We start from the raw sequence: 25,292 nt of genomic DNA on the forward strand, positions 1-25,292 counted from the left end.
GCCGGCGAGCCTTGCCTTCCGTTCAGGTGGCGCGCCGGCCGGGTTCCAGCTTCCCGCTCGCGGGGAGGCCGGCGCCCCCGGCGGTTCACGCAGCCGGGGGCGCTGTGCGTGACAAAGCGGCTAACGCAGCGTCTCGTTCAGCACTTCGCGGTGGGTCCGCTTCGCCTCGAGGTAGCGCTCGCGGCCGGCGTCGGTCAGGGTCACAAAGATCCCGCGGCGGTCGACGTCGCAGAGCGCGCGCTGGACCAGGCCTTCCTTCTCCAGGCGGGCCACCAGGCGTGAGGTCGCGCTCTGGCTGAGGTGGATCGCGCCGGTGAGGTCGGCCGAGCGGCACTGGAAGTCGCAGGTCGCGAGCCGTTCGAGGGCTTCGAACTCGTTCGCGCCGATGCCGTGGCGCTCCTGCAGGCGGCACTCGAGCGTGCCGAACACGGCCGAGTACCGCGCCAGAAGCTCGTGCCACTCCTGCACCAGGCCTTGCTCAGCGACGTCGCTCACGGCGACCAACTTAGCATGCGCGCACATCAGATGCAAAGACATTAAATGCTTAGACATTAGATGCGTATGCATGTACTGTCGCCGCCATGAGCTCTTCCGCTGCCTTGTCCACCACCTCGACCCGGTGGGACGCACGTCTCTGGGGTGTCCTGCTCACCGTGTCGATCGTCATCGGCCTCGACGCGCTCGACGTGTCGATGGTCGGGGTCGCCCTCCCGGCCATCCAGGCCGACCTCGGCCTGTCCACGAACGCGCTGCAATGGGTCGTCAGCGGGTACGTGCTGGGGTACGGCGGCCTGCTGCTGCTCGGCGGCCGCACCGCCGACCTGCTCGGCCGCCGCCGGGTGTTCCTGGTCGCCGTCGCCGTGTTCGCGCTGGCCTCGCTGCTCGGCGGCCTCGTCGACGACGGCGCGCTGCTGATCGCCAGCCGTTTCATCAAGGGACTGGCCGCCGCGTTCACGGCGCCGGCCGCCCTGTCCATCATCACCACGACGTTCCACGAAGGCCCGGCCCGCAACAAGGCGATCAGCATCTTCGCCGTGTTCGGCGCCAGCGGGTACTCCGCCGGGCTGGTGTTCTCCGGCCTGCTGACCGAGGTCGGCTGGCGCTGGACGTTCCTGCTGCCCGCGCCGATCGCGCTGGTCGCGTTCGTCGCGGCCTGGAAGCTGATTCCGTCCTACCGGCGCGAAGAAGGCCGCGGGTACGACTTCCCGGGCGCCATCACCGGCGCCGCCGGCTCGCTGCTGCTGGTGTTCGGCGTTGTCGAGGCGCCCGAGATCGGCTGGGCCGCGCCGCGCACGCTGATCACGTTCGCCGTCGCGCTCGCCCTGCTCGTGACGTTCGTGGTCATCGAGAAGCGCAGCGCCCACCCGTTGCTGCGGCTGGGCATCCTCAAGTCGGGGCCGCTGGCGAGGGCGAACCTCGGCGGCGCGCTGTTCTTCGGCGCGTACATCGGGTTCCAGTTCGTCGTGATGCTCTACCTGCAGCGGGTCCTCGGCTGGTCCGCGCTGCAGACCGCGCTCGGGTTCCTGCCGGCGGCGCTGATCGTGGCGTTCGGCTCGCCGCGCATCGAGCCGCTGATCGACCGGGTCGGCACCCCGCGCACGATCTTCGCGGGCGTCGTCGCCCACGTGCTGGGCTACGCGCTGTTCCTGCGCGTGGACGAGCACTCGGGTTACGCGGGGTACGTCCTGCCCAGCATGATCCTGCTCGGCATCGGCTTCACGCTGGCGTTCTCGTCCCTCAACATCCAGGGAACAGCCGGGATCCCGGACGACGAGCAGGGGCTGGCCGGTGGCCTGCTGAACACGTCGCTGCAGGTCGGCGGCGCGATCGGGCTCGCGGTGGTGACGGCGGTGCTGACCGCCAACGGCGGCCGTGAGGCCTCGCCGGCCGCGTTGCTGACCGGGCTGACCCCGGCGTTGAGCGTGGTCACCGGGATCGCGGTGCTGGGCCTGCTGATCGCGATCAGCGGCCTGGTGGCCCGCAAGCGCCCGGAACCGGTCGTCGAAGAGTCCGTCCCCGAGGATGACCTGCTGGCCCTCGCCGACTGACACCGAAAGCGGAAGAACCACCATCGCCGGGGGATGGTGGTTCTTCCGCGTTCAGGCCGGGACCGGAACGGCCCGGCGCGTGCCGCTGAAACGCAGGGCCGCCAACGCCGTCAGCGCGATTCCGGCCGCGGCCAGCAGAACCGCCGTGCGCAGACCGTCCACTACGGACGTTTCCGAGTTGGCCACCGCGACGAACACCGCCAGGCCCACCGAACCGCCGACCTGCCGCGCGGTCGAGGCGACGCCGGCCGCGATGCCCTGTTCCCGGGCGGGGATGCCCACCGCCGCGGCGCCGAACATCAGCGTGTACCCCGCGCCCTGGCCCAGTCCCAGCACGACCAGCGCCGGGACCAGCCCCAGGTACGACGCGTCCGCGGTCATCGACAGCCCGAGCGCCACCGCCCCGGCGCCGCCGACGACGAGGCTCACCACCAGCGTCGGCCGGGTGCCGTAGCGGGTGGGCAGCCGGCCCGCGGCCTGCGAACCCGCGGCGATCGCGACCATCGGGACGCCGAACGCGAGCCCGGTCGCCAGCGCGCCGTAGCCGTGCACACCCTGGAAGTACTGCGTCAGGAATTACAGCAGCGTGCCGAACGTGCCCATGTAGAGGAACGTCACGACCACGCCCGTGCCGAGGTTGCGCTCCCGCAGCAGCCGCAAAGGCAGCAGCGGGTCGAGGCCCCGGCGTTCGATCACGGCGAACGCGGCCAGGAGCGCCACGCCCGCCGCCGCGGCCACCAGGACCACGGCCGACGTCCAGCCCAGTTCCGGGCCTTCCACCAGCGCGAACACCAGCAGCGTCGTGCCGAGCGTCGCGGTCAGCGCGCCGCCGAGGTCGAACCGGCGGCCCGGCTCCCGGGCGGGATCCCCGGCCAGCAGCGGGAAAGCGAGCACGGCGGCCACCGCGGCCAGCGGGACGTTCACAAAGAACACCGCCGCCCAGCCGAACGCCTGCGTCAGCACCCCGCCCAGCAGGGAGCCGAGGATCATGCCGCTGCCGCCGGCGGTGCCCCAGACCGCGAACGCGCGGTTGCGCTCGCGGCCCGCCGCAAAACTGGTGCTGACCAGCGTCAGTGTCGCGGGGAACAACAGCGCCCCGCCGAGGCCCTGCCCGGCCCGGGCGCCAACGAGCAGGCCCGGGTCGGCGGCCAGCCCGCCGGCCAGCGACGAGCCGGCGTAGAGCGCGCAGCCCAGCGCGAACACCCGCCGCGGGCCGAACAGGTCGCAGGCCCGCCCGCCGAGCAGGAGGAACCCGCCGAACGCCACGGCGTACGCGCTCACCACCCACTGCAGGCTTTGCGCGGAGAAGCCGAGTTCGCGGCCGATGTCCGGTAGCGCCACGTACACGATGTTGTAGTCGAGGGAGATGATCAGCTGCGCGAACGCCAGCAGCGCCAGCACCGCGCCCGGGTGGCGGGTCACCGGGCCACCCGCTCGTCCGTGCCCGGCACCTTCGCCGTGGTGATGGCGATGCGGTTCCACGTGTTGATCGTGAAGATCAGCGCGAGCAGCTGGGCGAGCTCTTCCTCGCCGAACTGGCCGGCAGCGCGGGCGTAGACGTCGTCCGGGACACCGCCGGTGGAGATCAGCGTGACGGCTTCCGTGAGGGCCAGCGCGGCCTGCTCCTTCTCGCTGAAGAAGCTCGTGGCCTCGTGCCACACGGCCACCATGTGCAGCCGCTCCTCGCTCTCGCCGGCCTTGCGGGCGTCCGAGGTGTGCATGTGGAGGCAGTAGGCGCAGCGGTTGAGCTGCGACGCGCGGATCTGGACCAGCTCGACGAGCGCGGGGTCGAGCCCGGCGCGGGCGGCGGCGTCGAAGCCGATCAGGGCCTTGAAGGCCTTCGGGGCGGTCTTGGCGAAGTTCACTCGGTTCGTCATGACCAGAAATCTAGGGTCCGGTTGACCCCCGTATAGGGTGCATTTCCGTGGCAGAATCGTGGGTCAATTCCGGCGTCGACCTGCACCTCGAGCTGACCGGCTCCGGCGGCAGGCGGGCCGCGCTCATCACCGCGCTGCGGGACGCCGTCCGCACCGGACGGCTCGCCCCGGGCACCCGGCTCCCGCCGTACCGCGCCCTGGCCGTCGACCTCGGCGTGGCCCGCAACACCGTCGCCGACGCCTACGCCGAGCTGGTCGCCGAGGGCTGGCTCACCGCCGTCCAGGGCTCCGGCACACGGGTCGCCGAGCGGGCCGAGCCGTTGCCGCGGTCGCGGACGCCGAAGAAGGCGCCGGGACCGCCGAAGCCGCGGCACAACCTGCGGCAGGGCCAGCCGGACGCGACGACGTTCCCGCGGGCCGACTGGCTCTCCGCCGCGCGCCGGGCGCTGAACGCCGCCCCGCACGACGCCTTCGGCCCCGGTGACCCGCGCGGCCGTCCCGAACTGCGGGAGGCGCTGGCGGGGTACCTCGCGCGCGCCCGCGGGGTGCGGACGTCACCGGAGCGGATCGTCGTCTGCTCGGGCTTCGCGCACGCGTTGCGGCTGTTGTTCCCGGCGGTGCTGCCGGGGCCCCTCGCCGTCGAGTCGTACGGCCTGGCGTTCCACCGCTCGATCTTCGCCGCGGCCGGCGTCGAGACGCTTCCCCTGGCCCTGGACGAAAAAGGCGCGCGCGTCGAGGAACTGGCCGTCGCGAACGTGCTGCTGACCCCCGCGCACCAGTTCCCGACCGGCGGGCCGTTGCACCACGACCGCCGCACGGCGGTGGTCGGGCACGTCCACGCGTCCGGCGGGGTGCTCGTCGAGGACGACTACGACGGCGAGTTCCGGTACGACCGCAAGCCGGTCGGCGCGGTCCAGGGCCTCGACCCCGAGCACGTCGTCTACGCCGGTTCGGTCAGCAAGAGCCTGTCACCGGCGCTGCGGCTCGGGTGGCTGGTGCTGCCCGAGCACCTCGTCGACGCCGTGCTGGCGGTGAAAGGGGAGCGCGAGGCGTGGGCGGGGGTGCTCGACCAGCTCACGCTCGCCGAGTTCATCACCGCGGGCAGCTACGACAAGCACATCCGGCGCATGCGGCAGCGCTACCGGCGCCGCCGGGACGTCCTGGTCCAGGCGCTCGCCGAGCGGGCTCCGCACGTCGTGCCCACCGGCGTCGCCGCCGGGCTGCACGCCGTGCTGCGCCTGCCGCCGGGCACGGAGAAGTCCGCGGTCAAGGCCGCGGCGTGGCAGGGACTCGCGCTGGACGGCCTGGCCGCCTTCCGCCACCCGGCCGCCACGATGTCCACATCGGACGGACTGGTGGTCGGGTACGCGACGCCGTCCGAACCCGCCTACACCGCGGCCGTCGACGCCCTGTGCCGTGCCTTGCCGCCCGCCTGAGCCGATACCACCGAGCGCCCCAATGTGGCCTTCGGTGCGTTCAACGCACCGAAGGCCGCTTTGGGTGCGTTCAACGCAACCAATGTGGCCTTGGGGCGTTAGCCGACGATGTCGACTTCGAAGGGGTCGCCGGAGCTGTAGTTGATGTCGGCCCACACCGCGCCCGGCAGGTCGTAGCGGCGGTGGGACGTCAGCTTGTTGTTGTACCCCGGGGTCTGCGTCGGGTTGTGGCCGACACCCTGGCGGTCGTTGCCCCAGGCGAAGATGTCGCCGACCCACATCGGCTTCGAGAAGCCGTCGCCGCCGAGGCGGGGCCGGACGATGACGGCCGCGCCGGGGCTGCCGGACAGGAAGACCCGCACGGTGTTCTGCTCGGCGTTGGGCGGGGTGACGGTGATGCGCTCCATGATCTCCACTCCAGTCGAGGCGGATCCGATGCCGTCCACTCCGGGCCAGTAGTCGACGACCGACGAGACGTCGTAGCCCGGGGCGACGTTCCCGCGGTACTGCTTGGCCACCGCGCCGTCGGGGATGGCCGGATCGCCGTTGTAGTGGGCGATCCAGTAGTGCGGCTCGGCCACGCCGGCGGACGAGAACGCCGACCGCACCGCGGGCCAGGTCGACAGGCTGCAGTAGATGGTCGGGTCCGCGCCGGACGCGCGGCGCATCCGGACCCAGCCCGGCGCCTCGCCCGGTGTGGCGTCACCGGGTTCGACGTCGAGGACGTGGCCGTCGTTCGTGCCGGCCTTCTTGACGATGGTGACCTTGACGGCGCGGGGGAAGCGCGCCCAGTCCGAGGCCGACCAGGGTTCCAGTTTGATCTTGTCGATGTATCCCGCCACCATCTGGGCGTCGCCGGGGATGTTCGCGGCCGTGACCGCGTCGTACATCGTGCGCACGGGTTCGGTCTCCGTTCGGTGCCATTCGCCGCTTGCGGGCACGGCGAAATCGTCCTGCGATCCGCCATCGTGCTGTTACCCACGTGGGACGGGCGTCAAGCGGGAAACGTTACGCAGTTCCTGTCAATCACCAAAACGGCCGCACCGCGCAATTCCTTCACCACCGGCACACACACCCACGGTCACCTTTCGCCCGCGGTACTGGCTTCCCGCTCACCCGGCTGGCAAGCTGCCAGCACTTCACCGACGGAAGGCACGTGCATGGCGGCACCCCCGGCGCGGTCCCGGCGCTTCGACGCGCGGGTCGTCGTCCTGAGCGTGCTGCTCGTGCTCGCGCTGCTCGCCTGGGCCGGCGTCGACTACCTGCGGGACCGGCTCGCGTCCGGCGGCTGTGACACCACAACGCTGGTGCGCATCACGGCCGCGCCGGACATCGCGCCGGTGCTGACCACGCTCGCGCGGTCCACACCGGAGCGGGACTGCTACCGCGTCGAGGTCACGGCGAGCGCGTCGCCGGCCACCGCGGCGGCGCTGGAAGCCAACGGCGCGAACGGTCCCGACGTCTGGGTGCCCGAGTCGAGCACCTGGCTGCCGCAGGCCCGTGACGGCGGCGCGTGGAACCTGCCGGAGACCGGCCAGTCCGTGGCGAGCTCGCCGGTGGTGCTGGCGCTGACCGACGACGTCGCGAAGCAGGCCGGCTGGCCGGGAAAGGCACCGTCCTGGTCGGACGTCCTCGCGGGAGGCGCGGTCGGGCTGCCCGACCCGGGGCGCGACCCGGCCGGGATCGCCGCGCTGATCGGCCTGCAGCAGCTGACGAAGAACGCGCCCGACCCGGCCGCCGCGTTCACCGAGGAGATCCGCAAGCTTTCGGCCGTGAAGGCGCCCTACACCGCGTCGCCGGCGTCGGAACAATCCGTGCTGGTCCGCAAGCTCGTCGCCGCGTACCCGGCGGCGGGGGTGCCGAGCTTCGACTACCCGTACGTCGTGCTGCCGCGCGCGTCGGAAGCCTCCCGGTCGGCGGCCGAACGGTTCCTGCGGCTGCTGCTCGACCAGGCCGCCACGAAGACGTTCGGTGACGCCGGGTTCCGCACGCCGGCCGGGCAGCTGCTCGGCGACCGGCCGGCCGACACGCGCACGAACGCCGCGCCGCGCCCGGCCGGGCCACCCGCGCCCGAGGCGATGTACGGCGTGCTCCAGGCCTGGGCCGGGGCGAACCTCAGCGCGCGCGTCCAGGTCCTGCTCGACGTCTCCGGCTCGATGGCCGCCACCGTGCCCGGCACCGGCCGCAGCCGGATGGCGCTCACGCTGGAAGCCGCGACGCAGGGGCTCGGGCTGTTCAAGCCGACGACCGAGCTCGGGCTGTGGCTGTTCTCCACCCGGCTCGACGGCGACAAGGACTACAAGGAACTGCTGCCGATGCGCTCGATCGCCGACCAGCTCGCCAAGGGCGGCCTGGCGACGCTGCAGGCGGTCAAGCCCAAGCCCGGCGGCGCGACCGGGCTGTACGACTCGATCCTCGCCGCGTACCAGAACGCCCGGCAGAGCTGGCAGCTCGGCCGGATCAACGTGGTCGTCGTGCTCACCGACGGCCGCAACGAGGACAGCGACTCGATCGGGCTGCCCGGCCTGCTCGCCGAGCTCGGCCGGCTGCAGGACCCGCGGAAACCGTTGCCGGTCATCGGGATCGGCATCGGCCCGGACATCGACGCGGGTGAGCTCGAGCAGGTTTCGGCCGCGACCGGCGGCGAGTCCTTCACCACGCCCGACCCGCGCAAGATCTCCGACGTCTTCTACCAGGCGCTGAGCAAGCTCATGTGCCAGCCGCCCGCCTGCAAGAATTGAGGATGCCATGTCTTTTGGGGCCGAGCCCCAAGCCCCCCTGGACCCCCCAAAGCAGGGGGTGCTGGAGACCGAAAACCCCGCGGCACGGGCCCGCCGAAGACCGTCCGCGCTGGTGCTCGTGGCGTTCGTCGCGGGTGCGGTCCCGTTCGCCCTGCACGCGTGGGCCGCGCTGCACGGGAGTTTCGCCCAGGACGACTTCGTCGTCACCTACCGGGCCGCCGCGGCCGGGCCGTTCGACCTCGGGTTCCTCTTCCAGGACTACCACGGGCACCTGCAGCCGGGCGGGTTCTTCCTCGCCGCGGTCCTGACGGCCTGGGCGCCGCTGAACTTCGCCGTGCTGATGGTGCCGCTGCTGCTGATGCGGGCGCTCGCCGCGGTGTTCTTCTGGTGCTTGCTGGTGCGGTGCTTCGGCGCCCGGTGGGCGATCCTGGTGCCGTTCACCGTGTTCAGCGCCTCGACCCTGCTGCTGGTGCCGACGCTGTGGTGGTCGTTCGGAGTCCAGCTGGTGCCCGTGGTGCTCGCCGCCGCCGGCGCGCTGCACGCCCACGTCCGCTACCTCGCCGACGGCGGCCGGTGGTGGATCGGCGCCTTCGCCTGGACGCTCTTCGGGCTCGCGTTCTACGAGAAGGCCGCGGTGATCCCGGTGCTGCTGGCCGGGGTGACCGTCCTGCTCGGACAGTCCTTCCGGGAGCGCGCCCGCTACTGGCTCGGCCACGCCGGCCTGCTGGTGGCGTTCGTCGCCGTCTTCTTCGCCTTGACGTCGAGCCAGGTCGGCGCGGGCGCGTCGCCGCTGTCGGCCGGGACGGTCGCCGACCTGACCGGCCGGATGGTCGGGGACACGCTGCTGCCGGGCCTCGCGGGCGGGCCTTGGTCCGGCCCCGGCCCGGGCGCGACCTGGGCGCCGTCGCCGTTCGTGGTGGTGGTGCTGCTGATCGCGGTCGCGTTGGCCCTGGTGGTCGCGGGGGTGCGGGCCGGCGGGCGGCGCGCGGGAGGCGCGTGGCTGCTGTTCGGCGCGCTGTTCGCGGTCGACGTCGGGCTGCTCGCGCTGACCCGGATGAAGGAGGTCGGGCCGGCCGCGGGCGACGATCCCCGGTACGTCGCCGATCTGGTGCTGGCGGCCGCCCTTTGTGGAGGGTTCGCTTTCCTGCCCCGCGGCGAAGTTGCGCCGTCCGGCGGAAAGCGTGAACGGCCGATCGCGGTAGTGGTGTGCGTGCTTTTGCTCGCCGGCTCCGCCGTGGGGTTCCTGCGGCTCTCCCCGCCGTTGCGGTTCGAGCATTCGGGACAGTACGTCGCCCACGTGCGCGCGGCCGTCGCCGAGGACCCGGATCTGGTTTTCTACGACACTTTTGTGCCCTCCGAGGTGGTCCACGAGTGGTTCGGCGCGGACTCGCGCGCGTCCCGGGTGGTCGGCCTGCTGCCCGGCACGCACTTCGACCAGCCTACGAGCCGGATGCACCAGCTCGACGCGACCGGCACGCCGCACCGGATCACCGGCGTGGAACCGGTTTCCCGCGGGGTGGCGGGCCCGGTGCCGAACTGCGGAACGGCGGTCGGCGAGGCGACGGCGCGCGTCGCGCTGGACACCCCGGTGCTCGGCCGGTACCTGCTGAAGATCGATTACTACACTTCGGACGGTGGGGAAGGCCTGGTGGACCGGACCCCCGTCTGGTTCCAGGCCGGGCTGCACTCGCTCTACCTGCCGGTGGACGGCCTGTTCGACCACCTCGACCTGCGGCTGTCGAGTGCGGGCGCGCCGGTGTGCGTCGCGAAGGTGGAGGTCGGGAAACCCGTCGTGAGTGGTAATTAGGGTTAGAACCCGAATTGCCACTCACGACATCAGTAGGGGTCGTACGGGCTGTCGTGGCCGAACAACCGGGCCACCGGCCGCAACCGCAGGCGCAGCAGCACCTTGATGCCGACGTTGCGCACGAACCACGGCAGCTGCGCGAGCACCCGCAGCCGGTCCGCCGCGGACGGCGGCGAAAGCCGGAAGCGCGCCAGCGACGTCGCCCGGTCCACATAGGTGTAGCGCCGTCCGAAGAGGACTTTCGCGACCGTGCCGAGGGTGACGCCGATGGAGGAGAAACAGTCGTGGACCAGGATTTCCGCGCCCGGCGGCAGGTGCGCCGACCAGCGCAGGTCGTCGGTGTAGGTCCAGTAGTCGTGCTTGCCGTCGATGTAAAGCAGCTGTAAGGGCCGGTCCCAGTCAGGACGCAGTGCCGTGCTGTAACCGGCGACGAGCTCGACGACGTCGTCCAGCCCGGCCCGGCGGATGTTGCGCTCGAACAGTTGCCGCGTCGGCGATCCGCCGAAGAGCCGGCCGTCGACGAACGGGTCGACGGCGATCACCGTGGCGCCCACCGTGCGGGCGGCGGCGCCCAGCACGATCGTGGATCTGCCCTGGTGGCTGCCGATCTCCAGGACCACGTCACCCTTCTCCAGCCGGCACGCGGCGTGCCAGAGCGCTTCGCCCTGCGCGCGCGTCATCCAGCCCTTGACCGGCTCGGCCAGAGCCCAGGCGTCTTCGAACGAGATGGCGCACCTGCCAGGAGTTCGGGGGACTCGAGGAAAATCGTCGGCACATGGTAGCCAGGTTTCGGCCTAGTATCTACCGGATGGTAACCGCCACTCGCGAACGAGCCCGGGACGACGCCCCGCCCTCCGGCGGCGCCCGGAAGTTCTCGATGGGCGCGTTCCTCCGCCGCCCGAGCACGTGGATCGTGCTGGCGCTGACCACGTTGTCGTTCCTGCAGATGCCGGGGAAGACGACGTTCGACACGAAGCTCGACCTCGCCGTCGACCCGCTCGCGTTCCTCGGCCGCGCGCTGCACCTGTGGAACCCCGAGGCCACCGCCGGCGAGCTGCAGAACCAGGCGTACGGCTACCTGTTCCCGATGGGCCCGTTCTTCGCGCTGTGCCAGGCCGCGGGGATGCCCGCGTGGATCGCGCAACGGCTGTGGGGCGCGATCCTGCTGTCGGCCGCGTTCGGCGGGGCGCTGCTGCTCGCGCGCGCGATGAAGATCGGCACCGAGCGCACGCGGCTGATCGGCGCGCTCGGGTACGCGCTCGCGCCGCGGATGCTGACCGAAATCGGTGGTCTGTCCGCGGAAATGCTGCCCGCCGTCTTGCTGCCGTGGGTGCTGGTGCCGCTGGTGCGGGCGGGGCGGACCGGCTCGCCGCGACGCGCGGCCGGGCTGTCCGCCTTGGCCGTGCTGTGCATGGGCGGGGTCAACGGCGCCATGGTGGTGATGGCGCTCGTGCTGCCGGGACTCTGGCTGCTGACGCGGAAGTGGACCCGCGAGCACGTCCGGCTCGTCCTGTGGTGGACGGTGTTCGTCCTCGGCGCGACGCTGTGGTGGATCCTGCCGCTGCTGCTGCTCGGTGAGTACAGCCTGCCGTTCCTGGACTACATCGAGTCCGCGACGAACACCACCGCGCCGACGTCGCTGTTCGAGGTGCTGCGCGGGACCAACCAGTGGGTCGCCTACGTCGTGCAGGGCACGCCGTGGTGGCCGGGTGGCTGGTCGCTGATCGACAACCCGGTGCTGATGCTCGCGACCGGGCTGGTCGCGGGCGTCGGCCTGTTCGGCCTGACCCGGCGCGGGCTGCCCGAGCGGCGGTTCTTGGTGCTGGGTGTGCTCACCGGGCTGACCCTGCTGACCATCGGGTACGTCGGCACGCTCGACAGCCCGCTGGCCGAGCAGGTCCGGCACCTGCTCGACGGGCCGCTGGCCCCGCTGCGCAACGTCCACAAGTTCGAGCCGGTGCTGCGGCTGCCGCTGATGCTGGCGTTCGTGCACGGTATCTCGAGCCCGGCCCGGCTGAAGTCCGCGCGCCGGTTCCTGCGGCCCGTGCTCGGCCTGCTGCTGGTGCTGGTGATGGCCGCGCCGGCGTGGCTGCTGAACCTGCGGTCCGGCCCGGGCTGGGACGAGGTGCCCGCCTACTGGCACAACGCGATGGACTACGTCGCGAAGGCCGATCCGAACGCGCGGACGCTGATGCTGCCGGCCACCGGGTTCGGCGAGTACGACTGGGGCCGCACGGTCGACGAGCCCGCGCAGGCGATCGCGAAGAGCCCGTGGGCGGTCCGCAACCAGGTGCCGCTGGGGTCCGAAGGCAATACACGCCTGATGGACTCCGTGGACGCCGCGCTCGCCGACGGCCGCGGTGATCCCGGGCTCGCCGCGCTGCTCGCGCGGTCGGGCTACCGGTTCTTGTTGCTGCGCAACGACATCGACCGGGAACGGACCACGGCTCCGCCGATCGCCACGCTGCGCGCCGGGCTGGCCGGATCGCCGGGCATCGGCAAGGCGGCGGAGTTCGGGCCGCTGGAGGTCTACGAGGTGCGGCAGAAGGTGCCGCTCGCCACCGCGACGTCCACAAAGGACGTCCCGACGGTCAGTGGCGGGCCGGAGAACCTGCTGCCGCTGATCGACTCCGGTCAGCTCGACCCGGCGACGCCGACCGTGCTGACCGGCGACGGCGGCTCGCCCGGCGGGCCCCGGCTGGTGACCGACGGCCTGCGGCGCGCCGAGCGGAACGTCGGCGGGGTGCGGGACAACCTCAGCCAGACGCTGACCGCCGGCGAGGCCTACCGTCAGCAGCGCGCGGCCGGGGACGTGCTGCCGTTCCCGGGGCAGGAGCACCAGACCGTGGCCGCCTACCGGGGCATCCGCTCGGTGACGGCGTCGACGGCCGCGTCGTTCGCCGACGCCTTCGGCGGCTCGGACCCGGGGCACCAGCCGTTCGCCGCGATCGACGGCGACCCGCGCACGGCGTGGCACTCGTCGTCGTTCACCGGGCCGATCGGGCAGTGGCTCGAGGTGGAGCTGGACACCCCGCGGCTGGTGACCTCGGTGGACCTGCAGATGGTGGACGACATCCGGGTGGGCTGGCCGGCGACGCGCGTCCGGATCACGACCGACAACGGCTCGGTCGACCAGCAGGTCGTCCGCGGCGCCGGAGCGCACAGCTACTCCGTCGCCGCCGGGGTGACGCGCAAGGTGCGGATCACGTTGCTGTCGCTGGTGGTCGGGCGGCAGGACGGGAACGTCGGCATCGCGGAGCTGGCCATTCCCGGCACCCAGCCGCAGCGCGCGCTGGAGGTGCCCGCGGACCTGCCGGCCGGCCCGGCGCCAGGGTTCGCCTTCACGCGCGGCGCGTCACCGCGGTACGCGTGCCTGCCCGCCGACGGCGCGGTGCGGTGCGACGCCTCCGCCGCCCGCGACGGCGAGGAGCCCGACGGCATCCGGCGGCTCTTCAGCACCACGGCCGAGCAGACGTTCCTGGTCGGCGGCTCGGTGCTGCCCGCCGGGGGCGGGAAGAACCCGGTGCAGCTGCCCGGGGTTTCGGTCGCTTCGACGTCACAGCTCGGCGGCGACCCGGCGGCGGGCGGGTTCGCGGCCGTGGACGGCGACGCGGGCACGACGTGGCGGCCCGACATCACCGACCTGCGGCCGACGCTGACCCTCGGGTGGACCGGGCCGAAGCGGATTTCCGGTCTGCACATCGGGGTTTCGCCCTCGAGCGGGGCCCGGGTGCCGCGGCAGGTGCAGCTGATCGGCCGCACGGGCAACCGCACCGTGGAGCTCGACGCGAGCGGGTCCGCGAGCTTCGAGCCGCTGGACACCGACCAGCTGCAGATCGTGCTGCCCGGGGACGACGACGATCCCACGGCCCGCTCGGCGGTGGGGATCGGCAACCTCTCACTGTCCGGAACGGACGGTCTGCTGCCCGGGCCGGACCCGGCGTTCACGGTGCCGTGCGGGTCCGGGCCGAACGTCCACCTCGATGGGCTCGACTACCGGACGTCGGTGCAGGGCACGCTGGCCGACATCACTGCGCACCGGCCGCTTCAGCTGCGGATGTGCCGCGACTCCGAGGGCGGGATCGTGCTCCCGGCCGGCGGGCACGAGCTGCGGACGGACCGGTCGGAGTCGTTCGTGGTGCAGGACCTCTGGCTGCGTCCGGCGACTACCGCGGCGCCGGCCGTGCACCGCGCGGTCCAGGTGGGCAAGTGGGACGCGGCGTCGCGGTCGGTGACGGTGGCGCCCGGCGAAGAGGCCGTGCTGGCGGTGCCGGAGAACGCGAACGCGGGCTGGACGGCCACTTTGGACGGTCGCGAGCTGACCCGCACCCGGGTCGACGGCTGGCAGCAGGCGTGGATCGTCCCGGCCGGCGCGGGCGGGGTGGTGTCCCTGTCGTTCGGACCGGACTCTTCGTACCGGCTGGGGTTGCTGATCGGCGCGTTGGCGGTGCTTTTGCTGCTGGTGGGGGTGTTCTGGCCGGCCCGGCGGAAGGTTTTCGCGGTGGCTCCAGGCGGGTCGCTGGTGCCGGTGGTGCTGATCGGGCTGCTCGTGGCGCTGGGCGGGATGCTGCCGGTGGTGCTGCTGATCGGGTGCCTGCTGGCGCGGCAGTTCTCCGAGCGGGCGCCGCGGTACGTCGCCGTGGGCGGGGTGGTCGTGGCGGTGGTGGTGTCGGTGTTCGGGCGGGTGCTGGGGCACGGGCAGGAGTGGGCCTACGGGCCGGTGACGCAGGCGGCGTTGCTACTGGCTGCGGCCGCGATGGTGTCGACCTGTGTGGACTGGTTCACCCGCAAAGATGTCGTGAGTGGTAATTCGGGTTAGAACCCTAATTACCACTCACGACGGCCGCGGCAGACCGGCGCGCTCGCAGCTCAAGCGCCACCCCGGCCACCGCCAGCCCGCCGGCACAGCAGGCCGCCACCGTCACCACCTGCGCCGCCGACGCGTGCAGCCAAGCCGTGATCAGCAGTGCCTCCACGGCCACCGCCGCCCACATCAGCACCGTCACGCGGCGGTCGCCGTCGGCCAGGCGCGCGTACAACAGGATCTGCACCAGCGCGAGCATCGACCCGGCCAGCGCGAACGGCCACACCGGCATCGTGCTCCCGGCGTACTTCCCGCCGCCGATCAACGCCAGCAGCGACGGGCCCAGCACCACGGAAACCAGCAGCACCACCGAGTCCAGCGCCGCGCACACCGCCAGCGCCACCGGCAGCACCCGGCGACGGCCGGCCGACAGCGCGAACCGGGGGAGCACCAGCACGCCCACCGCCTGCGGCAGCCAGTACGCGATCTTCGTGACGATCGCCCCCAGCGCGTACTCGCCGGCCGAAGCCGCCGGAAGCGTGTGCCGCGCGAGGACCAGGTCGAGGTTCACCAGGAGCACCAGCGCCAGCATCGCCTGGGCCGTGTGCAGCACCTCGGCGCCGTGGCGGTCGGACCACCGGGGACGCGGGCGGCCGCAGACCTGCCAGCCCGCCGTGACCACCGCGAGCGAACCGATCGCCGTGCCGGCCAGCGCGCCCGTCGTCGACCCCGAAACCAGCAGTCCTACCAGGGAACCGCCGACCTTGCCCGCCCCCTCCAGCGCGATCAGGCCGGCCAGCGTCGCGAACCGGTGGCCGCCCTGCAGGAGCCCGTGGAACAGCCCGAGCAGCGTCAACGGCCCCAGCGAGGCCGTCAGCAGCAACGCCGGCGCCAGGGAGCCCAGGTGCAGCAGGAGCACCAGCAACGGGCTGAGCGTCAACGCCGCCGTCGCGACGATCGCGCTGGTCATCAGCCCCAGCGCGAACAGCGAGCCGGTGTGCTGCGGCGAGCGGGCGACGCGCAGCGCGACCACCGTCTGCAGGCCCATCGCCGGGACGACGCCGATCACCAGCACCGCCAGCAGCGAGCTCAGCTCCCCGAACGCGCCGGGCGCGAGGAGCCGCGCGGCCACCAGGCTCAGCACGTAACTGCCGGCGTTGTTGCCCGCGAGCGCGAGCGAGACGAGGATCGCCGCGACCCGGTTGCCCGTCCGCGTCGGCACTTCGGTGTCTACGCTCAACGGCGGGCTCCCGTTACCGGCGGGTAATGACCAGGCACCATAACCGTGCCCGCACCGGAAAGGAAGGGCAGTGGACACACCGAGCAGACGCTTCGCGCTCCCCGTGCTGTCCGCGGTGCTGGCGTTCGCCGTCTGCGCGCCCCTGCTCGGGCGCGGGTTCGTCCTGAGCTACGACATGGTATTCGCGCCGCGGCAGTATTTTGTGCCGGACGCCTTCGGGCTCGGCGCCGTGCTGCCGCGCTCGGTCCCCGCCGACGCCGTCGTCGCGCTCGTGACCACCGTGGTGCCCGGAGACGTCGTCCAGAAGATCGTCTTGCTGCCGGCCATCTTCTTCGCCGCCCAGGGCGCCGGCCGGCTCGTCCCGACCGAACACCTCGGCACCCGGCTCGTCGCCGCGACGGCGTACGCCTGGACGCCGTACGTCGCGGAGCGGTTGTTCATCGGGCACTGGCCGCTGCTGCTGACGTACGCGTGCCTGCCGTGGATCGTCCGGGCGGGACTGTCGGCACGTGACCACGAGCCGAACGCCCTGCCGAGGCTGGTGCTCGCCTGCGCCCCGGCCGTGCTGACACCGCCGGGCGGGGTGCTCGCGGCCGCCGTCGCGATCGTGGCGGCCGGCCCCCGCCGGATCCGGCAGACGGTCGCGCTCTCCCTGCTGCTCAACCTGCCGTGGCTGGTGCCGGCGTTCCTCAACACCGGCGGCACGTTCTCCGACCCGGCCGGCGTCGCGGCGTTCAGCGCCCGCGCGGAAAGCTGGGGCCCCGCGCTGCTCAGCGTGCTCGGCCTCGGGGGCATCTGGAACGCCGAAACGGTGCCGGGCAGCCGGAGCATGCCGCTGATCCCGGTGCTCGTTCTCGTGGTCGTCACCATCGCGGTCGCCGGGTTCCGCCCGCTCGCCGCGCGGTGGGGGACCCCGCCCGTCCGCGCCCTGGTCCTGCTCGGCGTCGCGGGGGTGCTCCTGGCGTCCCTGGCGACGTTGCCAGGTGGGACGACGCTGCTGGACTTCGCGACGCGGCACGTGCCCGGCGCGGGACTGCTGCGGGACGCCCAGAAGTGGGTGGCCTGGTGGGCGTTGCCGCTCTCGCTGGGGTTCGCGCTGGCCATCGAGGTCGCCGCGGCGAAGCTGCGGACCGCGGGCGGCCGCGCCGCGCTGGTGACCGCGGCGGTCGTCTTCCCGCTGCTCACCATGCCGGACCTGGCCTGGGGCGGCTGGGGACGGCTCGGCACCGCGCAGTACCCGCCCGACTGGCAGGCAGTGTCCGAAGTGCTCGGTGACCGGCCGGGTGACGTGCTGGCGCTGCCGCTCTCGGCGTTCCGCGGCTTCGCCTGGAACGACGGCCGCACGCAGCTCGACCCGGCGCCGCGCGTCCTGCCGAAACCGGTGCTGATGGACGACGCGCTGCAGGTCGGTCCCGAACGCATCGCCGGTGAGGACCCGAGGATCGGCGACGTCCGCGCGGCGACGTCGGCGCGGCAGCTCACCGACGCGGGCATCGGCTGGGTCCTCGTCGAACACGGGACACCCGGCGAGGTCGACACGCGGTTGCTCGACGGCGCGACGGAGGTGTGGTCGGGTGACTGGCTGACGCTGTACCGGACCCCGGGTGTGCCGGCGGTGAAGGAGATCGTGTGGGCGCCCGCCTTGGTGGCGAACGGAGTAGCGCTCGGGTTGCTGTGCGTCGCACTGTTGTGCCGCATGTTACCGATGCGTACATTGGGCCGCGGCAGGAGTTCCCCGCCGCGGAAGGAGTGACACGTGGGCACGGTCATCGGCGTGGTCGCCGCCGTCATCATCGGAGGCGGCCTGGCGACGGGGGCGGGCTTCGCACTCACCAAGGGCGCGGATCCGGACAGCACCGCGCAGGTGCAGGAAAAGCTCAACGCGCCGTTGAAGTACAACCCCGCCGACCACCCGGCCAAGCTCTACGGGAACCGCTGACGCGGTGCCCCGGCTCGCCTCCGACCACGCGCACCGCGTCGTCGGGCTCTACGGCGACCCCACCGTTTCCTGGAGCATCCTCCTCGAAGCGGAGCTCGGCACGGCCGTGCCCGACCCGGAGAAGCTCCGCTCGCGGCTGGCTGCCGCCGCTCAGCAGCACCCGCATCTCGGTGTGCTGCCCGAAATCGAGCTGACCACCTCGGCCGACCTGCCCGCCGTGCGCGAGCGGTTCGCTGTCGCGCCTTACGAACGCGCCGATCCGCTGGTTCGCGTCGCCGTCTGTGTGGACGAGCTGACGCTCCTGGTCGCGGCACACCACGGCGCGCTCGACGGTCTCGGCCTGCTGGCCCTGCTCGGCATCCTCCTCGACGTCCCGGTGTCCTCGGGCGCGACCGGGATCGGCGAACGCGTGGCGGGCAAGGCGTTCCTCGTCTCCGCCGTCCAGCGGCTCGCTGAAGCGCTTTTCACGCCGCCCGCGCGGATTGCTCCCGACCGGGCCGCTCCGGCCGCGGGAGACGTCTTCGCGGCCGCGTACGAGCAGCGGGTGCGCCTGGGCGCCGCGGGGTTCGTCGCCGCGGCGGCCCGCACGACCGAACGCTGGAACCAGGCCCACCGGAAGCGTGCCGACCGGATCGTGGCGGCGCTGGGCGCGTCGTGGCGGCCGGGCGCCGCACCGGAACCCGTGCACGACAGCGCGTTCTTCCGGCTGCGGCTGGGAAACCACCCGGCGGCGGGCGACGTGGCGACGGTGCTGCACGAACAGCCGCCGGAGCCCGACTTCCCGGCCCGCAGCAGCCGGCTGGCCCGGCTGGGCACGCGCCTGCTGGCGAGCCGGCTCGGCTCGACGTTCCTGATGTCGAACCTGGGCGTGGTGTCCACGGGGGACACCGTGCGCTCACTGGCGTTCTACCCGGCGGCCAGCGGCCGGTCCGGAGTGGCGTTCGGCGCGGCGACCACCGGCGGCACCACGACGGTGACGGTCCGCGCCCGCCGCAAGGACTTCGACGCGCTGGCGGCCGCGCGGCTGCTGGGTGAGTTCCGGGACGCGGTGCGGGAGCAGGCACCGCGGCACTGACGTGCGTGACTCATTCATGGCGCTGGGCGAGCTCCGGGACCCGGGCCGGGACCAGGACCCGCGGCCGCGGCGCCGGCCGCCCGGAGACGTCCTCCACCAGCGAGGCGAACTCGCCGACACTCGCGTCCCAGCTGAACCGGCCGGCCCGCTCGGCTCCGGCCAGGCCCATCTCCGCGCGCCGCAGGCCGTCGGCGAGGAGGCCGTCGACCCGGGCCGTGAAGTCGTCGAAGTCGTCCGCCAGCAGGCCGGTGCGGCCCTCCACAATGGATTCGGCGACCCCGCCCGCCGACCGGTAGGCGACCGACGGCACCCCGTGCGCCGCGGCCTCCATGATGACGATGCCCCAGCCCTCCTTGACCGACGGGCACAGGTGCAGCCACGACCGCGCGAGCACCTCGTGCTTGGCCTGCTCGTCGACCCAGCCGTGCAGGACCACGCGGTCGGTCACCCCGCGCGACGCCGCGTGCGCGCGCAGCACCTCGTCCCACGGCCCCTGGCCGACGACCTCGAGCCGCAGCTCCGGCCAGCGCCGGGCGAGCTGTGCGACGACGTCGATGGCGTGCTCGATCCGCTTGTGCGGCACCAGCCTGCTCACCGCGACGAGCGTCGGCGAAGCGTCCCGTTCGGACACGCACACCGGTGGCGCGTCGAGCCCGTTCGGCACCACGCTCACCCGCGCGCGCTCGACGCCCAGCCCGGCCAGCTCGGCCTTGGTGACCTCGGAAACCGTGACGTACCGGCACTTCCGGAACAGCCACGGCGCCAGCCGCGACTCGATCCACCAGCCGGCCCGGCCCAGCACCTCGCCGAGCGCGCTGATCCACTGTTCCTTGTGGACGTGGTGCACGAGCACCAGCACGGGACAGCCGGCGACCAGCCGGGCGAAGAACGGCATGCCGTTCTGGACGTCCACCACGAGGTCGGCGCGGGCCCGGCGGATCGCCCGCAGCGCGTGCGCGTAGACGCCGAACTTGTTGCCCCGCCGCCGGTAGCGGACGCCGTCACGCCACTCGCCGTCGGTCGCGCCCGGGTAGGCGGCACACTGGATCTCGACCCGGTACCCCGCTCTCGCGAGCCCTTCGGCCATCCGCTCGACGTACCGCTCGGACCCGCCACCTTCGGGGTGGCCGGTGTCGCGCCAGTTGACGAGGAGCACTCGAGGTCGTTCCATCGGGTTATCCAAACGTTAGCGACGATGCTAGGTTACCGGTGCGTACACAGTAGAGGAACGTATTCGGGAAAGCGACGGTTCAATGGTAGGCAATCGGATTTCCCCCGTGGCCGGGCAGCCGCACCGCGCGACGCTCCGCCGTTCCGTGACGCTGTTCCGCACGTTCCTCACCGAACAGTCCGACCCGGACGGCTTCTATTCCGCGCTGGCCGCCGATTCGGTGCGGCAACTGGCCGCGCACACTCCGCTGTCCGGCCGCACGGTCCTCGACGTCGGCGGCGGCCCCGGGTACTTTTCGGACGCCTTCCGCGCGGCGGGCGCGGTGTACCTCGGGCTCGACCCGGACGTCGGCGAGCTGTCCGCGCGGGGTGAGCCCGGCGAGAACATGATCCGCGCCAGCGGCACGGAACTGCCGGTGCGCACCGGATCCGTCGACGTCTGTTACTCGTCGAACGTGCTGGAGCACGTCGCCGAGCCGTGGGTGATGCTCGAGGAGATGTGCCGGGTGACCAAGCCCGGCGGCACGGTCTTCGCGTCGTTCACGCCGTGGTACTCCCCGTGGGGCGGCCACGAGACGGCGCCGTGGCACTTCCTCGGCGGCGACTACGCCCGGCAGCGTTATCTCCGGAAACTCGGGAAGCAGCCGAAGAACAAATTCGGGGAAAGCCTGTTCCCCGTTTCGGTGGGCGCCGCGCTTCGCTGGGCGAAGGCGACGCCGCTCGCCGACGTCGTCGCCGGGTATCCGCGTTACCACCCGAGCTGGGCGATGTGGATCGTGCGGATTCCCGGCCTCCGGGAAATCGCGTCCTGGAATCTGGTGCTGGTGTTGCGCCGGCGGTGAATCAGGTCTGGGCGAAGACCACCTGACGCCGTTTCCGCGGCGCCGGCGGTTCGGGGCGCCGGCGCCGGAACAGCACCACGAGCGAGGCGATGATCAGCACGCCGCCGCCGATGCCGAGCCAGAGCGGGCCGGTGCTGGACAGGAACTCCAGCTTGCCCTTGTTCGCGTCCACCTGGTCGACCATCTGCGCGATGGTCCTGCCGTTGTAGGCGAGCGTCCCGTCGAACACGATCGTCGCGGTGGTGAGGGTGCGCAGCTCCTGGTGCTGTTGCTGCTGCTGCTTGACCTCGATGCCGGTGACCGGCTCGACCCACATCGTGTTGACACCGCGGTAGTAGAGGTCGGCCTTGACCGTCGGCTCGGTGCGGCCGACGAGCGCGCCCGGCACGTCCTTGGTGGCGATCTTCGTGTCGGGGATGTCCTGGACGTACCGGTAGGTCTCGATCCCGTTCACCGTCTCGGTGCCGACGTACTTGGCGGTGACGGCCTTGCCGGTGTTGTCGTCGTAGACCGGGTAGTCCTTCTGCTCGGCGCCGAACGGGAACTTGAAGTTCAGGCCGGGCTGCGCCTTGTAGTCGTTGGTTTCGGGCGGCTTCTGCCCGTCCTTGTCGGCCTTGTCCTTCAGCTCCGTGACGAAGCTGCTGTTGGCGTCGCACGGCGGGTCGGACTCGCCGTGCGGCTCGTAGCCGGCACCGGTGCGCCGGTCGAAGCAGACCTGCCGCTTGCTGGCGGAGAGCACGGTGTTGTCGGCGTCGTCGGTGACCTGCACCGCGAGGAGCCAGACCGCGTAGTCGGTGTCCTGACGCATCTCCGGCGCGGCGAAGTTCGCCTGCACGTGCCCGGTCGCGGTCAGCTTCGCGTCTTCGCGGATGTTCGAGACCGGACCGGATCCGTTGTCGGTCACGGCGAGGACCTTGCTCGCGGTGCCTTCCAGCACCGACGTCGAGTCCTGGTCGAGCGGCACCTTGGCGAGCTCGGGGTACACGTAGGTCGGGAGGAGCACTGCCCCTGCGACCGCAAACACGCCCAGTGCCAGCAAGATCAGGCCGAAAGCACGTCGCAACGGTCCTCCTGGGTCGTCGTCGACACCACGCAAATTACCCGGCGGTAATCAGTGCCCGGATAGTGGCCCGCGCCACGCCGCGCGTCAAAGTGTGACCGGCGGTCACAGCCACCCGGTGCGACCGGAAGGTGGCATGTGCGCGGCCGTTCGGACCAAGCGACCAAACATGTTTGTTCCCGGGCACAACGGGCATGGGCCCACCATCGGACGATCCTCACTCCGCCGCGCCGGACCACCAAGGAGAACTCCTCTTTTGCCCCAGGACCCATCGATGGTCGCCATCGCGGCGACCGCGCACTGGCGGGCCCGGATCGTGGCGGCGGCCGCGAGTGCGGGGATCACCCTCACCGATCCGCTGGCCGGCGTGCCCGGCATCCGCATGCTCGCCTGCACTCCGGGCGACCTCGGCGTGCTCGTGCCCCGGCTCGTCCGTGACGAAGTGCCGTCACGAGCGGCGATCGGCGCGCATTCGGACTCGATCGCCGACCCGGAGCTGCGTGACGCCGTCGCCGACGTCGCGGCGCTGCTTTCGTTGCACGGCAACGTGGTGCTTGACCTGGACGCCGGCGGCCGCCGGCGGGCCCCGGCCCGGCCGGACGTGGTCGTCTCGGCCGGTGTGGACCGTCCCCAGTGGACGGAGCCGGCGGTGACGCTCCCGGTGGGCACGGCCCGCCGCGGGGGCCCGCTCACGGTGGCGCTCACCGCCGGTCCCGGCTTCGAAGGCCTGCTGCTCGACCTGGCCCGGCTGGTGGAGGCCGACGCTTAGCGCGGACGGAACTCGGCGTCTTCGAAGGTGGGTGCGTGGGTGAAGGACGCCTCTTGGACGGTGTGGTCCTCCGGGAGGATCGCTCCGTCGAAGGCGGCCTTGCCGGCGAACGAGCTCCGCACGAATACCGTGTCGTCCCTGAAGTCGGTGCCGAAGAACTGGGCCTCACCGGAGAAGGTGACGTCACCGAACCACGCGGTGCTTTCGAAGATGCGGTAGCCCAGGAGGCTGAACTCGACGAGGGTGGCCCCGGTGAGGTCCAGGTCGATGTGGGGCCAGAACGTGGGTTCCGGGTGTCTCGGGTCCGCGCCGGGTTGAGGTGCTGGGTGAGGATCCACTGGACGGTGCGCCGGACCCCGCGTTCTTACCGGGTCTGGTCGGTCTGCGCGGCGACGCCCGCCGGCACCGGGCGAAGGCCGAGCCTGTGGGTGGTGACGAGCGGCCGCCGCACACCGGTCTTCGTCGGGTTTGCCGCCGCCCGAGGTTGTCCTGTGCGACGCGTTCGAGCGCGTTCTGCGCCGCTCGTCACCAATCCGGCCGCGGTCACGGCGGAAACCGGCACGTCGGGCTGATCAGTCGCGAAACGTGCGCCGTCCGTTGAGGACCAGCGCGACCGCGCCGCCGGTGCCGGCGCCGACCGTCAGCCCCGTCTTGATCAGTTCGATCCGGTCCGCGGCGGCGATCACCGCGACCGGCACGACGATGACGACGATGCCCCACCACCACGTCCCGCCGCGCCGCCGCCACCCGCGGCCGGCGCTCTTGAGCAAGTTCACGCGGCCCAGTCTGGCCGACCGGCTCAGCCGACGACGGCGGTGGCCCGGATCTCGACCCGCATTCCCGGCGCGCCCAGCGCCGTCACCCCGAGCTGCGTCCAGATGGGCGCGCGGTCGCCCATGCGCTTGCGGAACTGCTCGACCATGACCCGGGTGTGGTCGTCGCCGATGGTGTCGGGGGCGGTCGGGACGTGGAAGGAGTCCACCGCGACGACGTCCGCCCAGCCGGCGCCCGCCGTGGCGAGCGTGCGCTCGACGTTGTCGAAGGCCCGCACGATCTCGTCCTCGAGGGACTCGGGGAAGACGGTGTCGTCGTCCCAGCCGCCCTGGCCCGAGATCTCGACGCGGTCGCCGATCCGGACCGCCTGGCTGTAGTGCAGGGCTTCGAGGTGCCGGGGGCCGTAGCCGGGGGTGACGAAGAACTGCGGCATGGTGTTCCCTTCGGTTGACTTCACGCTTGAAGTCAACCTAGCACGGTTTTACTTCAAGCGTGAAGTCATGGGGGTCCGGGTAGGGTGCCGCCATGGCGTCCACCGACGAGCCCCGATGGCTCAACCCGGCCGAAAAGGAAGCCTGGACGGGCCTGGTTTCGCTCGTCCTGCTGCTGCCGGGCCGTCTCGAAGCGCCGCTGCAGCAGGAAGCGGGCCTGACGCTCTTCGAGTACCTGACGCTCAGCCACGTCTCGGAAGCGCCGGAGCGCCGGCTGCGGATGAGCGAACTGGCTTACCTCGCCAACGGTTCGCTGTCCCGGCTGTCCAATGTGGTCAAGCGGTTCGAGCAGCGCGGCTGGGTGGCTCGTTCGCCGGACCCGGAGGACGGCCGGTACACGCTGGTCACCTTGACCGACGCCGGGTTCGCGGTGGTCGAGGCCGCCGCGCCGGCGCATGTCCGGAGTGTGTTGCAGGTGCTGGACCCGCTGACGGCCGCCGACCAGCAGGCGCTGGCCCGCATCGCCGCGAAGCTCCGGGTGCGACCGGTGGACCTGGCCTAGTCGTCCACCCACTCCAGCAGGTCGCCGGGCTGGCACTCCAGGACCCGGCACATCGCCTCCAGCGTGCTGAACCGGACCGCCTTCGCGCGGCCGTTCTTCAGCACCGCCACGTTGGCCGGGGTCAGCCCGACCTTCTCGGCGAACTCCCCGACACTCAGCTTGCGCTTGGCCAGCTCGACGTCGATGCGCACGACGATCGCCATCAGATGACCGCTTCCAGGTCGGTCCGCAGGCTGGTCGCCTGGCGCAGTAAGGCGCGCATGACGATCATCAGCAGGCCGAGCACCGTGATCCCCACGGTCACCAGGAACAGCAGCATCGGCATCCCCGGGTCGTCCGCGTTGAAGCCGACGAAGATCAGCATGCCGACGACCACCAGCCAGGCCGCGCCGACGGCCCAGACGATCACGTCGACCCACTTCAGGGACGCCGTGGTGAAGATGCGGTCCTTCTTGACCAGCGTCAGCAGCTTCCAGGTCGCGACGACCACGACCTCGACGCACAGCACCAGGAACACCGCGATGGCGGTCAACGGCCAGCGCAGCGGCGCGTCGTGCGGATTCTGCGCCGTCTGGTAGGCGATCCCGCCCGGCAGGGAGAGCGTCTGGAACACGAGCAGGACGCCGAACAGCACGACGAGGAAGGCCCGGAGCGCCGCAACAGCGCGTCTTTCGGTGAGCATGCGACGACTATCGCCGGTTATCTATCGAAAGTCAA

Annotated in this window: 23 protein-coding genes and 1 pseudogene; 11 read left to right on the plus strand and 13 right to left on the minus strand. The window is 72.0% G+C overall.

All coding sequences use genetic code 11. The annotated features are described in order from the left end of the window. Positions 1-120: 120 nt before the first annotated feature. The gene (locus tag ACZ61C_RS06110; RefSeq protein ID WP_465303410.1) at positions 121-495 is read right to left on the minus strand and encodes a MarR family winged helix-turn-helix transcriptional regulator; all 375 of its coding nucleotides are present in this window, start codon (positions 493-495) and stop codon (positions 121-123) included. Positions 496-581: 86 nt separating this feature from the next. On the opposite strand from ACZ61C_RS06110, the gene ACZ61C_RS06115 reads away from it, so the two are divergent. Beyond that, a complete protein-coding gene (locus ACZ61C_RS06115) occupies positions 582-2,048 on the plus strand; it encodes an MFS transporter (RefSeq protein WP_465303412.1) in 1,467 nt (488 codons plus the stop codon). Between the two features lie 51 nt (positions 2,049-2,099). On the opposite strand, the pseudogene ACZ61C_RS06120 reads toward ACZ61C_RS06115, so the two are convergent. Beyond that, positions 2,100-3,530 (minus strand): annotated as a pseudogene (locus tag ACZ61C_RS06120) (MFS transporter). Next, positions 3,467-3,925, minus strand: a complete 459-nt coding sequence (locus tag ACZ61C_RS06125) for a carboxymuconolactone decarboxylase family protein (protein ID WP_465303414.1) — start codon at positions 3,923-3,925, stop codon at positions 3,467-3,469. Before ACZ61C_RS06125 ends, ACZ61C_RS06120 begins: the two are co-directional and overlap by 64 nt. Positions 3,926-3,972: 47 nt before the next feature. On the opposite strand from ACZ61C_RS06125, the gene pdxR reads away from it, so the two are divergent. Next, positions 3,973-5,361 (plus strand): MocR-like pyridoxine biosynthesis transcription factor PdxR, encoded by a 1,389-nt coding sequence (gene pdxR / locus ACZ61C_RS06130; RefSeq protein WP_465303416.1) that lies wholly within the window; start codon positions 3,973-3,975, stop codon positions 5,359-5,361. Between the two features lie 98 nt (positions 5,362-5,459). Here pdxR and ACZ61C_RS06135 read toward each other — a convergent pair whose 3' ends face one another. Then, the gene (locus ACZ61C_RS06135) at positions 5,460-6,260 is read right to left on the minus strand and encodes a hypothetical protein (RefSeq protein WP_465303418.1); all 801 of its coding nucleotides are present in this window, start codon (positions 6,258-6,260) and stop codon (positions 5,460-5,462) included. 261 nt (positions 6,261-6,521) lie between these two features. Here ACZ61C_RS06135 and ACZ61C_RS06140 point away from each other — a divergent pair, with 261 nt between their 5' ends. After that, positions 6,522-8,102, plus strand: coding sequence for a substrate-binding and VWA domain-containing protein (locus ACZ61C_RS06140; protein WP_465303420.1), 1,581 nt, complete (start codon positions 6,522-6,524; stop codon positions 8,100-8,102). Positions 8,103-8,163: 61 nt separating this feature from the next. After that, positions 8,164-9,909, plus strand: coding sequence for a hypothetical protein (locus ACZ61C_RS06145; protein WP_465304203.1), 1,746 nt, complete (start codon positions 8,164-8,166; stop codon positions 9,907-9,909). Positions 9,910-9,938: 29 nt separating this feature from the next. On the opposite strand, the gene ACZ61C_RS06150 is transcribed toward ACZ61C_RS06145, so the two are convergent. Beyond that, positions 9,939-10,589: a class I SAM-dependent methyltransferase gene (locus ACZ61C_RS06150; RefSeq protein ID WP_465303422.1), complete on the minus strand. Its 651-nt coding sequence runs from the start codon at positions 10,587-10,589 to the stop codon at positions 9,939-9,941. Between the two features lie 128 nt (positions 10,590-10,717). On the opposite strand from ACZ61C_RS06150, the gene ACZ61C_RS06155 reads away from it, so the two are divergent. Next, positions 10,718-14,728, plus strand: coding sequence for an alpha-(1->3)-arabinofuranosyltransferase (locus ACZ61C_RS06155; protein ID WP_465303424.1), 4,011 nt, complete (start codon positions 10,718-10,720; stop codon positions 14,726-14,728). Between the two features lie 4 nt (positions 14,729-14,732). On the opposite strand, the gene ACZ61C_RS06160 is transcribed toward ACZ61C_RS06155, so the two are convergent. Beyond that, on the minus strand, positions 14,733-15,953 hold the full coding sequence (locus ACZ61C_RS06160) for an oligosaccharide flippase family protein (protein ID WP_465303426.1): 1,221 nt from the start codon (positions 15,951-15,953) through the stop codon (positions 14,733-14,735). A 70-nt stretch (positions 15,954-16,023) separates the two neighbouring features. Between ACZ61C_RS06160 and ACZ61C_RS06165 the strand changes: the two genes are divergently transcribed. From ACZ61C_RS06165 to ACZ61C_RS06175, 3 genes are read left to right on the plus strand one after another with little or no spacing between them, the layout of a single operon-like run. Further along, positions 16,024-17,706 (plus strand): MmpA family trehalose lipid delivery protein, encoded by a 1,683-nt coding sequence (locus ACZ61C_RS06165; protein ID WP_465303428.1) that lies wholly within the window; start codon positions 16,024-16,026, stop codon positions 17,704-17,706. A 3-nt stretch (positions 17,707-17,709) separates the two neighbouring features. Further along, a complete protein-coding gene (locus ACZ61C_RS06170) occupies positions 17,710-17,892 on the plus strand; it encodes a hypothetical protein (protein WP_465303430.1) in 183 nt (60 codons plus the stop codon). Positions 17,893-17,896: 4 nt separating this feature from the next. Continuing rightward, positions 17,897-18,967, plus strand: coding sequence for a hypothetical protein (locus ACZ61C_RS06175; RefSeq protein WP_465303432.1), 1,071 nt, complete (start codon positions 17,897-17,899; stop codon positions 18,965-18,967). 10 nt (positions 18,968-18,977) lie between these two features. On the opposite strand, the gene ACZ61C_RS06180 is transcribed toward ACZ61C_RS06175, so the two are convergent. Next, positions 18,978-20,123, minus strand: coding sequence for a glycosyltransferase family 4 protein (locus tag ACZ61C_RS06180; protein WP_465304205.1), 1,146 nt, complete (start codon positions 20,121-20,123; stop codon positions 18,978-18,980). Between the two features lie 160 nt (positions 20,124-20,283). Between ACZ61C_RS06180 and ACZ61C_RS06185 the strand changes: the two genes are divergently transcribed. Beyond that, on the plus strand, positions 20,284-20,979 hold the full coding sequence (locus ACZ61C_RS06185) for a class I SAM-dependent methyltransferase (protein ID WP_465304207.1): 696 nt from the start codon (positions 20,284-20,286) through the stop codon (positions 20,977-20,979). 1 nt (position 20,980) lies between these two features. Here the strand turns inward: ACZ61C_RS06185 and pgfA are convergent, their stop codons facing one another. Then, positions 20,981-22,075 (minus strand): cell envelope lipid trafficking protein PgfA, encoded by a 1,095-nt coding sequence (pgfA, locus tag ACZ61C_RS06190; protein WP_465303434.1) that lies wholly within the window; start codon positions 22,073-22,075, stop codon positions 20,981-20,983. Positions 22,076-22,313: 238 nt separating this feature from the next. On the opposite strand from pgfA, the gene ACZ61C_RS06195 reads away from it, so the two are divergent. Beyond that, positions 22,314-22,808, plus strand: a complete 495-nt coding sequence (locus ACZ61C_RS06195) for a hypothetical protein (protein WP_465303436.1) — start codon at positions 22,314-22,316, stop codon at positions 22,806-22,808. Here ACZ61C_RS06195 and ACZ61C_RS06200 read toward each other — a convergent pair. From ACZ61C_RS06200 to ACZ61C_RS06210, 3 genes are all read right to left on the minus strand, one after another. Further along, a complete protein-coding gene (locus tag ACZ61C_RS06200) occupies positions 22,805-23,146 on the minus strand; it encodes a hypothetical protein (protein ID WP_465303437.1) in 342 nt (113 codons plus the stop codon). The two genes, ACZ61C_RS06195 and ACZ61C_RS06200, sit on opposite strands and share 4 nt — an antisense overlap. A gap of 234 nt (positions 23,147-23,380) precedes the next feature. Beyond that, the gene (locus ACZ61C_RS06205) at positions 23,381-23,584 is read right to left on the minus strand and encodes a hypothetical protein (RefSeq protein ID WP_465303439.1); all 204 of its coding nucleotides are present in this window, start codon (positions 23,582-23,584) and stop codon (positions 23,381-23,383) included. A 23-nt stretch (positions 23,585-23,607) separates the two neighbouring features. Further along, entirely contained in the window at positions 23,608-24,039 is a 432-nt protein-coding gene (locus ACZ61C_RS06210; RefSeq protein WP_465303441.1) for a RidA family protein, read from the minus strand. A gap of 68 nt (positions 24,040-24,107) precedes the next feature. Here ACZ61C_RS06210 and ACZ61C_RS06215 point away from each other — a divergent pair, with 68 nt between their 5' ends. Further along, positions 24,108-24,575 carry a MarR family winged helix-turn-helix transcriptional regulator gene (locus tag ACZ61C_RS06215; protein WP_465303443.1) on the plus strand — a complete coding sequence of 156 codons (468 nt, stop codon included), beginning with the start codon at positions 24,108-24,110 and terminating at the stop codon, positions 24,573-24,575. Here the strand turns inward: ACZ61C_RS06215 and ACZ61C_RS06220 are convergent. Both ACZ61C_RS06220 and ACZ61C_RS06225 read right to left on the minus strand, forming a co-directional pair. After that, positions 24,572-24,778, minus strand: a complete 207-nt coding sequence (locus ACZ61C_RS06220; RefSeq protein WP_247056639.1) for a helix-turn-helix domain-containing protein — start codon at positions 24,776-24,778, stop codon at positions 24,572-24,574. The two genes, ACZ61C_RS06215 and ACZ61C_RS06220, sit on opposite strands and share 4 nt — an antisense overlap. Then, complete coding sequence (locus ACZ61C_RS06225) at positions 24,778-25,257, minus strand: DUF2975 domain-containing protein (protein ID WP_465303445.1); 480 nt, start codon at positions 25,255-25,257, stop codon at positions 24,778-24,780. Before ACZ61C_RS06225 ends, ACZ61C_RS06220 begins: the two co-directional genes overlap by 1 nt. Positions 25,258-25,292 lie beyond the last annotated feature (35 nt).

The sequence above is a fragment of the Amycolatopsis sp. NPDC104587 genome (assembly GCF_055583645.1).

What these genes read in the sequence shown, in the direction of transcription:
- ACZ61C_RS06155 (WP_465303424.1), top strand. Translation starts at nt 10,718, where the DNA reads ATGGTAACCGCCACTCGCGAACGAGCCCGGGACGACGCCCCGCCCTCC.
- ACZ61C_RS06140 (WP_465303420.1), top strand. Translation starts at nt 6,522, where the DNA reads ATGGCGGCACCCCCGGCGCGGTCCCGGCGCTTCGACGCGCGGGTCGTC.
- ACZ61C_RS06115 (WP_465303412.1), top strand. Translation starts at nt 582, where the DNA reads ATGAGCTCTTCCGCTGCCTTGTCCACCACCTCGACCCGGTGGGACGCA.
- ACZ61C_RS06125 (WP_465303414.1), bottom strand. Translation starts at nt 3,925, where the DNA reads ATGACGAACCGAGTGAACTTCGCCAAGACCGCCCCGAAGGCCTTCAAG.
- ACZ61C_RS06225 (WP_465303445.1), bottom strand. Translation starts at nt 25,257, where the DNA reads ATGCTCACCGAAAGACGCGCTGTTGCGGCGCTCCGGGCCTTCCTCGTC.
- ACZ61C_RS06220 (WP_247056639.1), bottom strand. Translation starts at nt 24,778, where the DNA reads ATGGCGATCGTCGTGCGCATCGACGTCGAGCTGGCCAAGCGCAAGCTG.
- ACZ61C_RS06150 (WP_465303422.1), bottom strand. Translation starts at nt 10,589, where the DNA reads ATGACGCGCGCGCAGGGCGAAGCGCTCTGGCACGCCGCGTGCCGGCTG.
- ACZ61C_RS06215 (WP_465303443.1), top strand. Translation starts at nt 24,108, where the DNA reads ATGGCGTCCACCGACGAGCCCCGATGGCTCAACCCGGCCGAAAAGGAA.
- ACZ61C_RS06195 (WP_465303436.1), top strand. Translation starts at nt 22,314, where the DNA reads ATGGTCGCCATCGCGGCGACCGCGCACTGGCGGGCCCGGATCGTGGCG.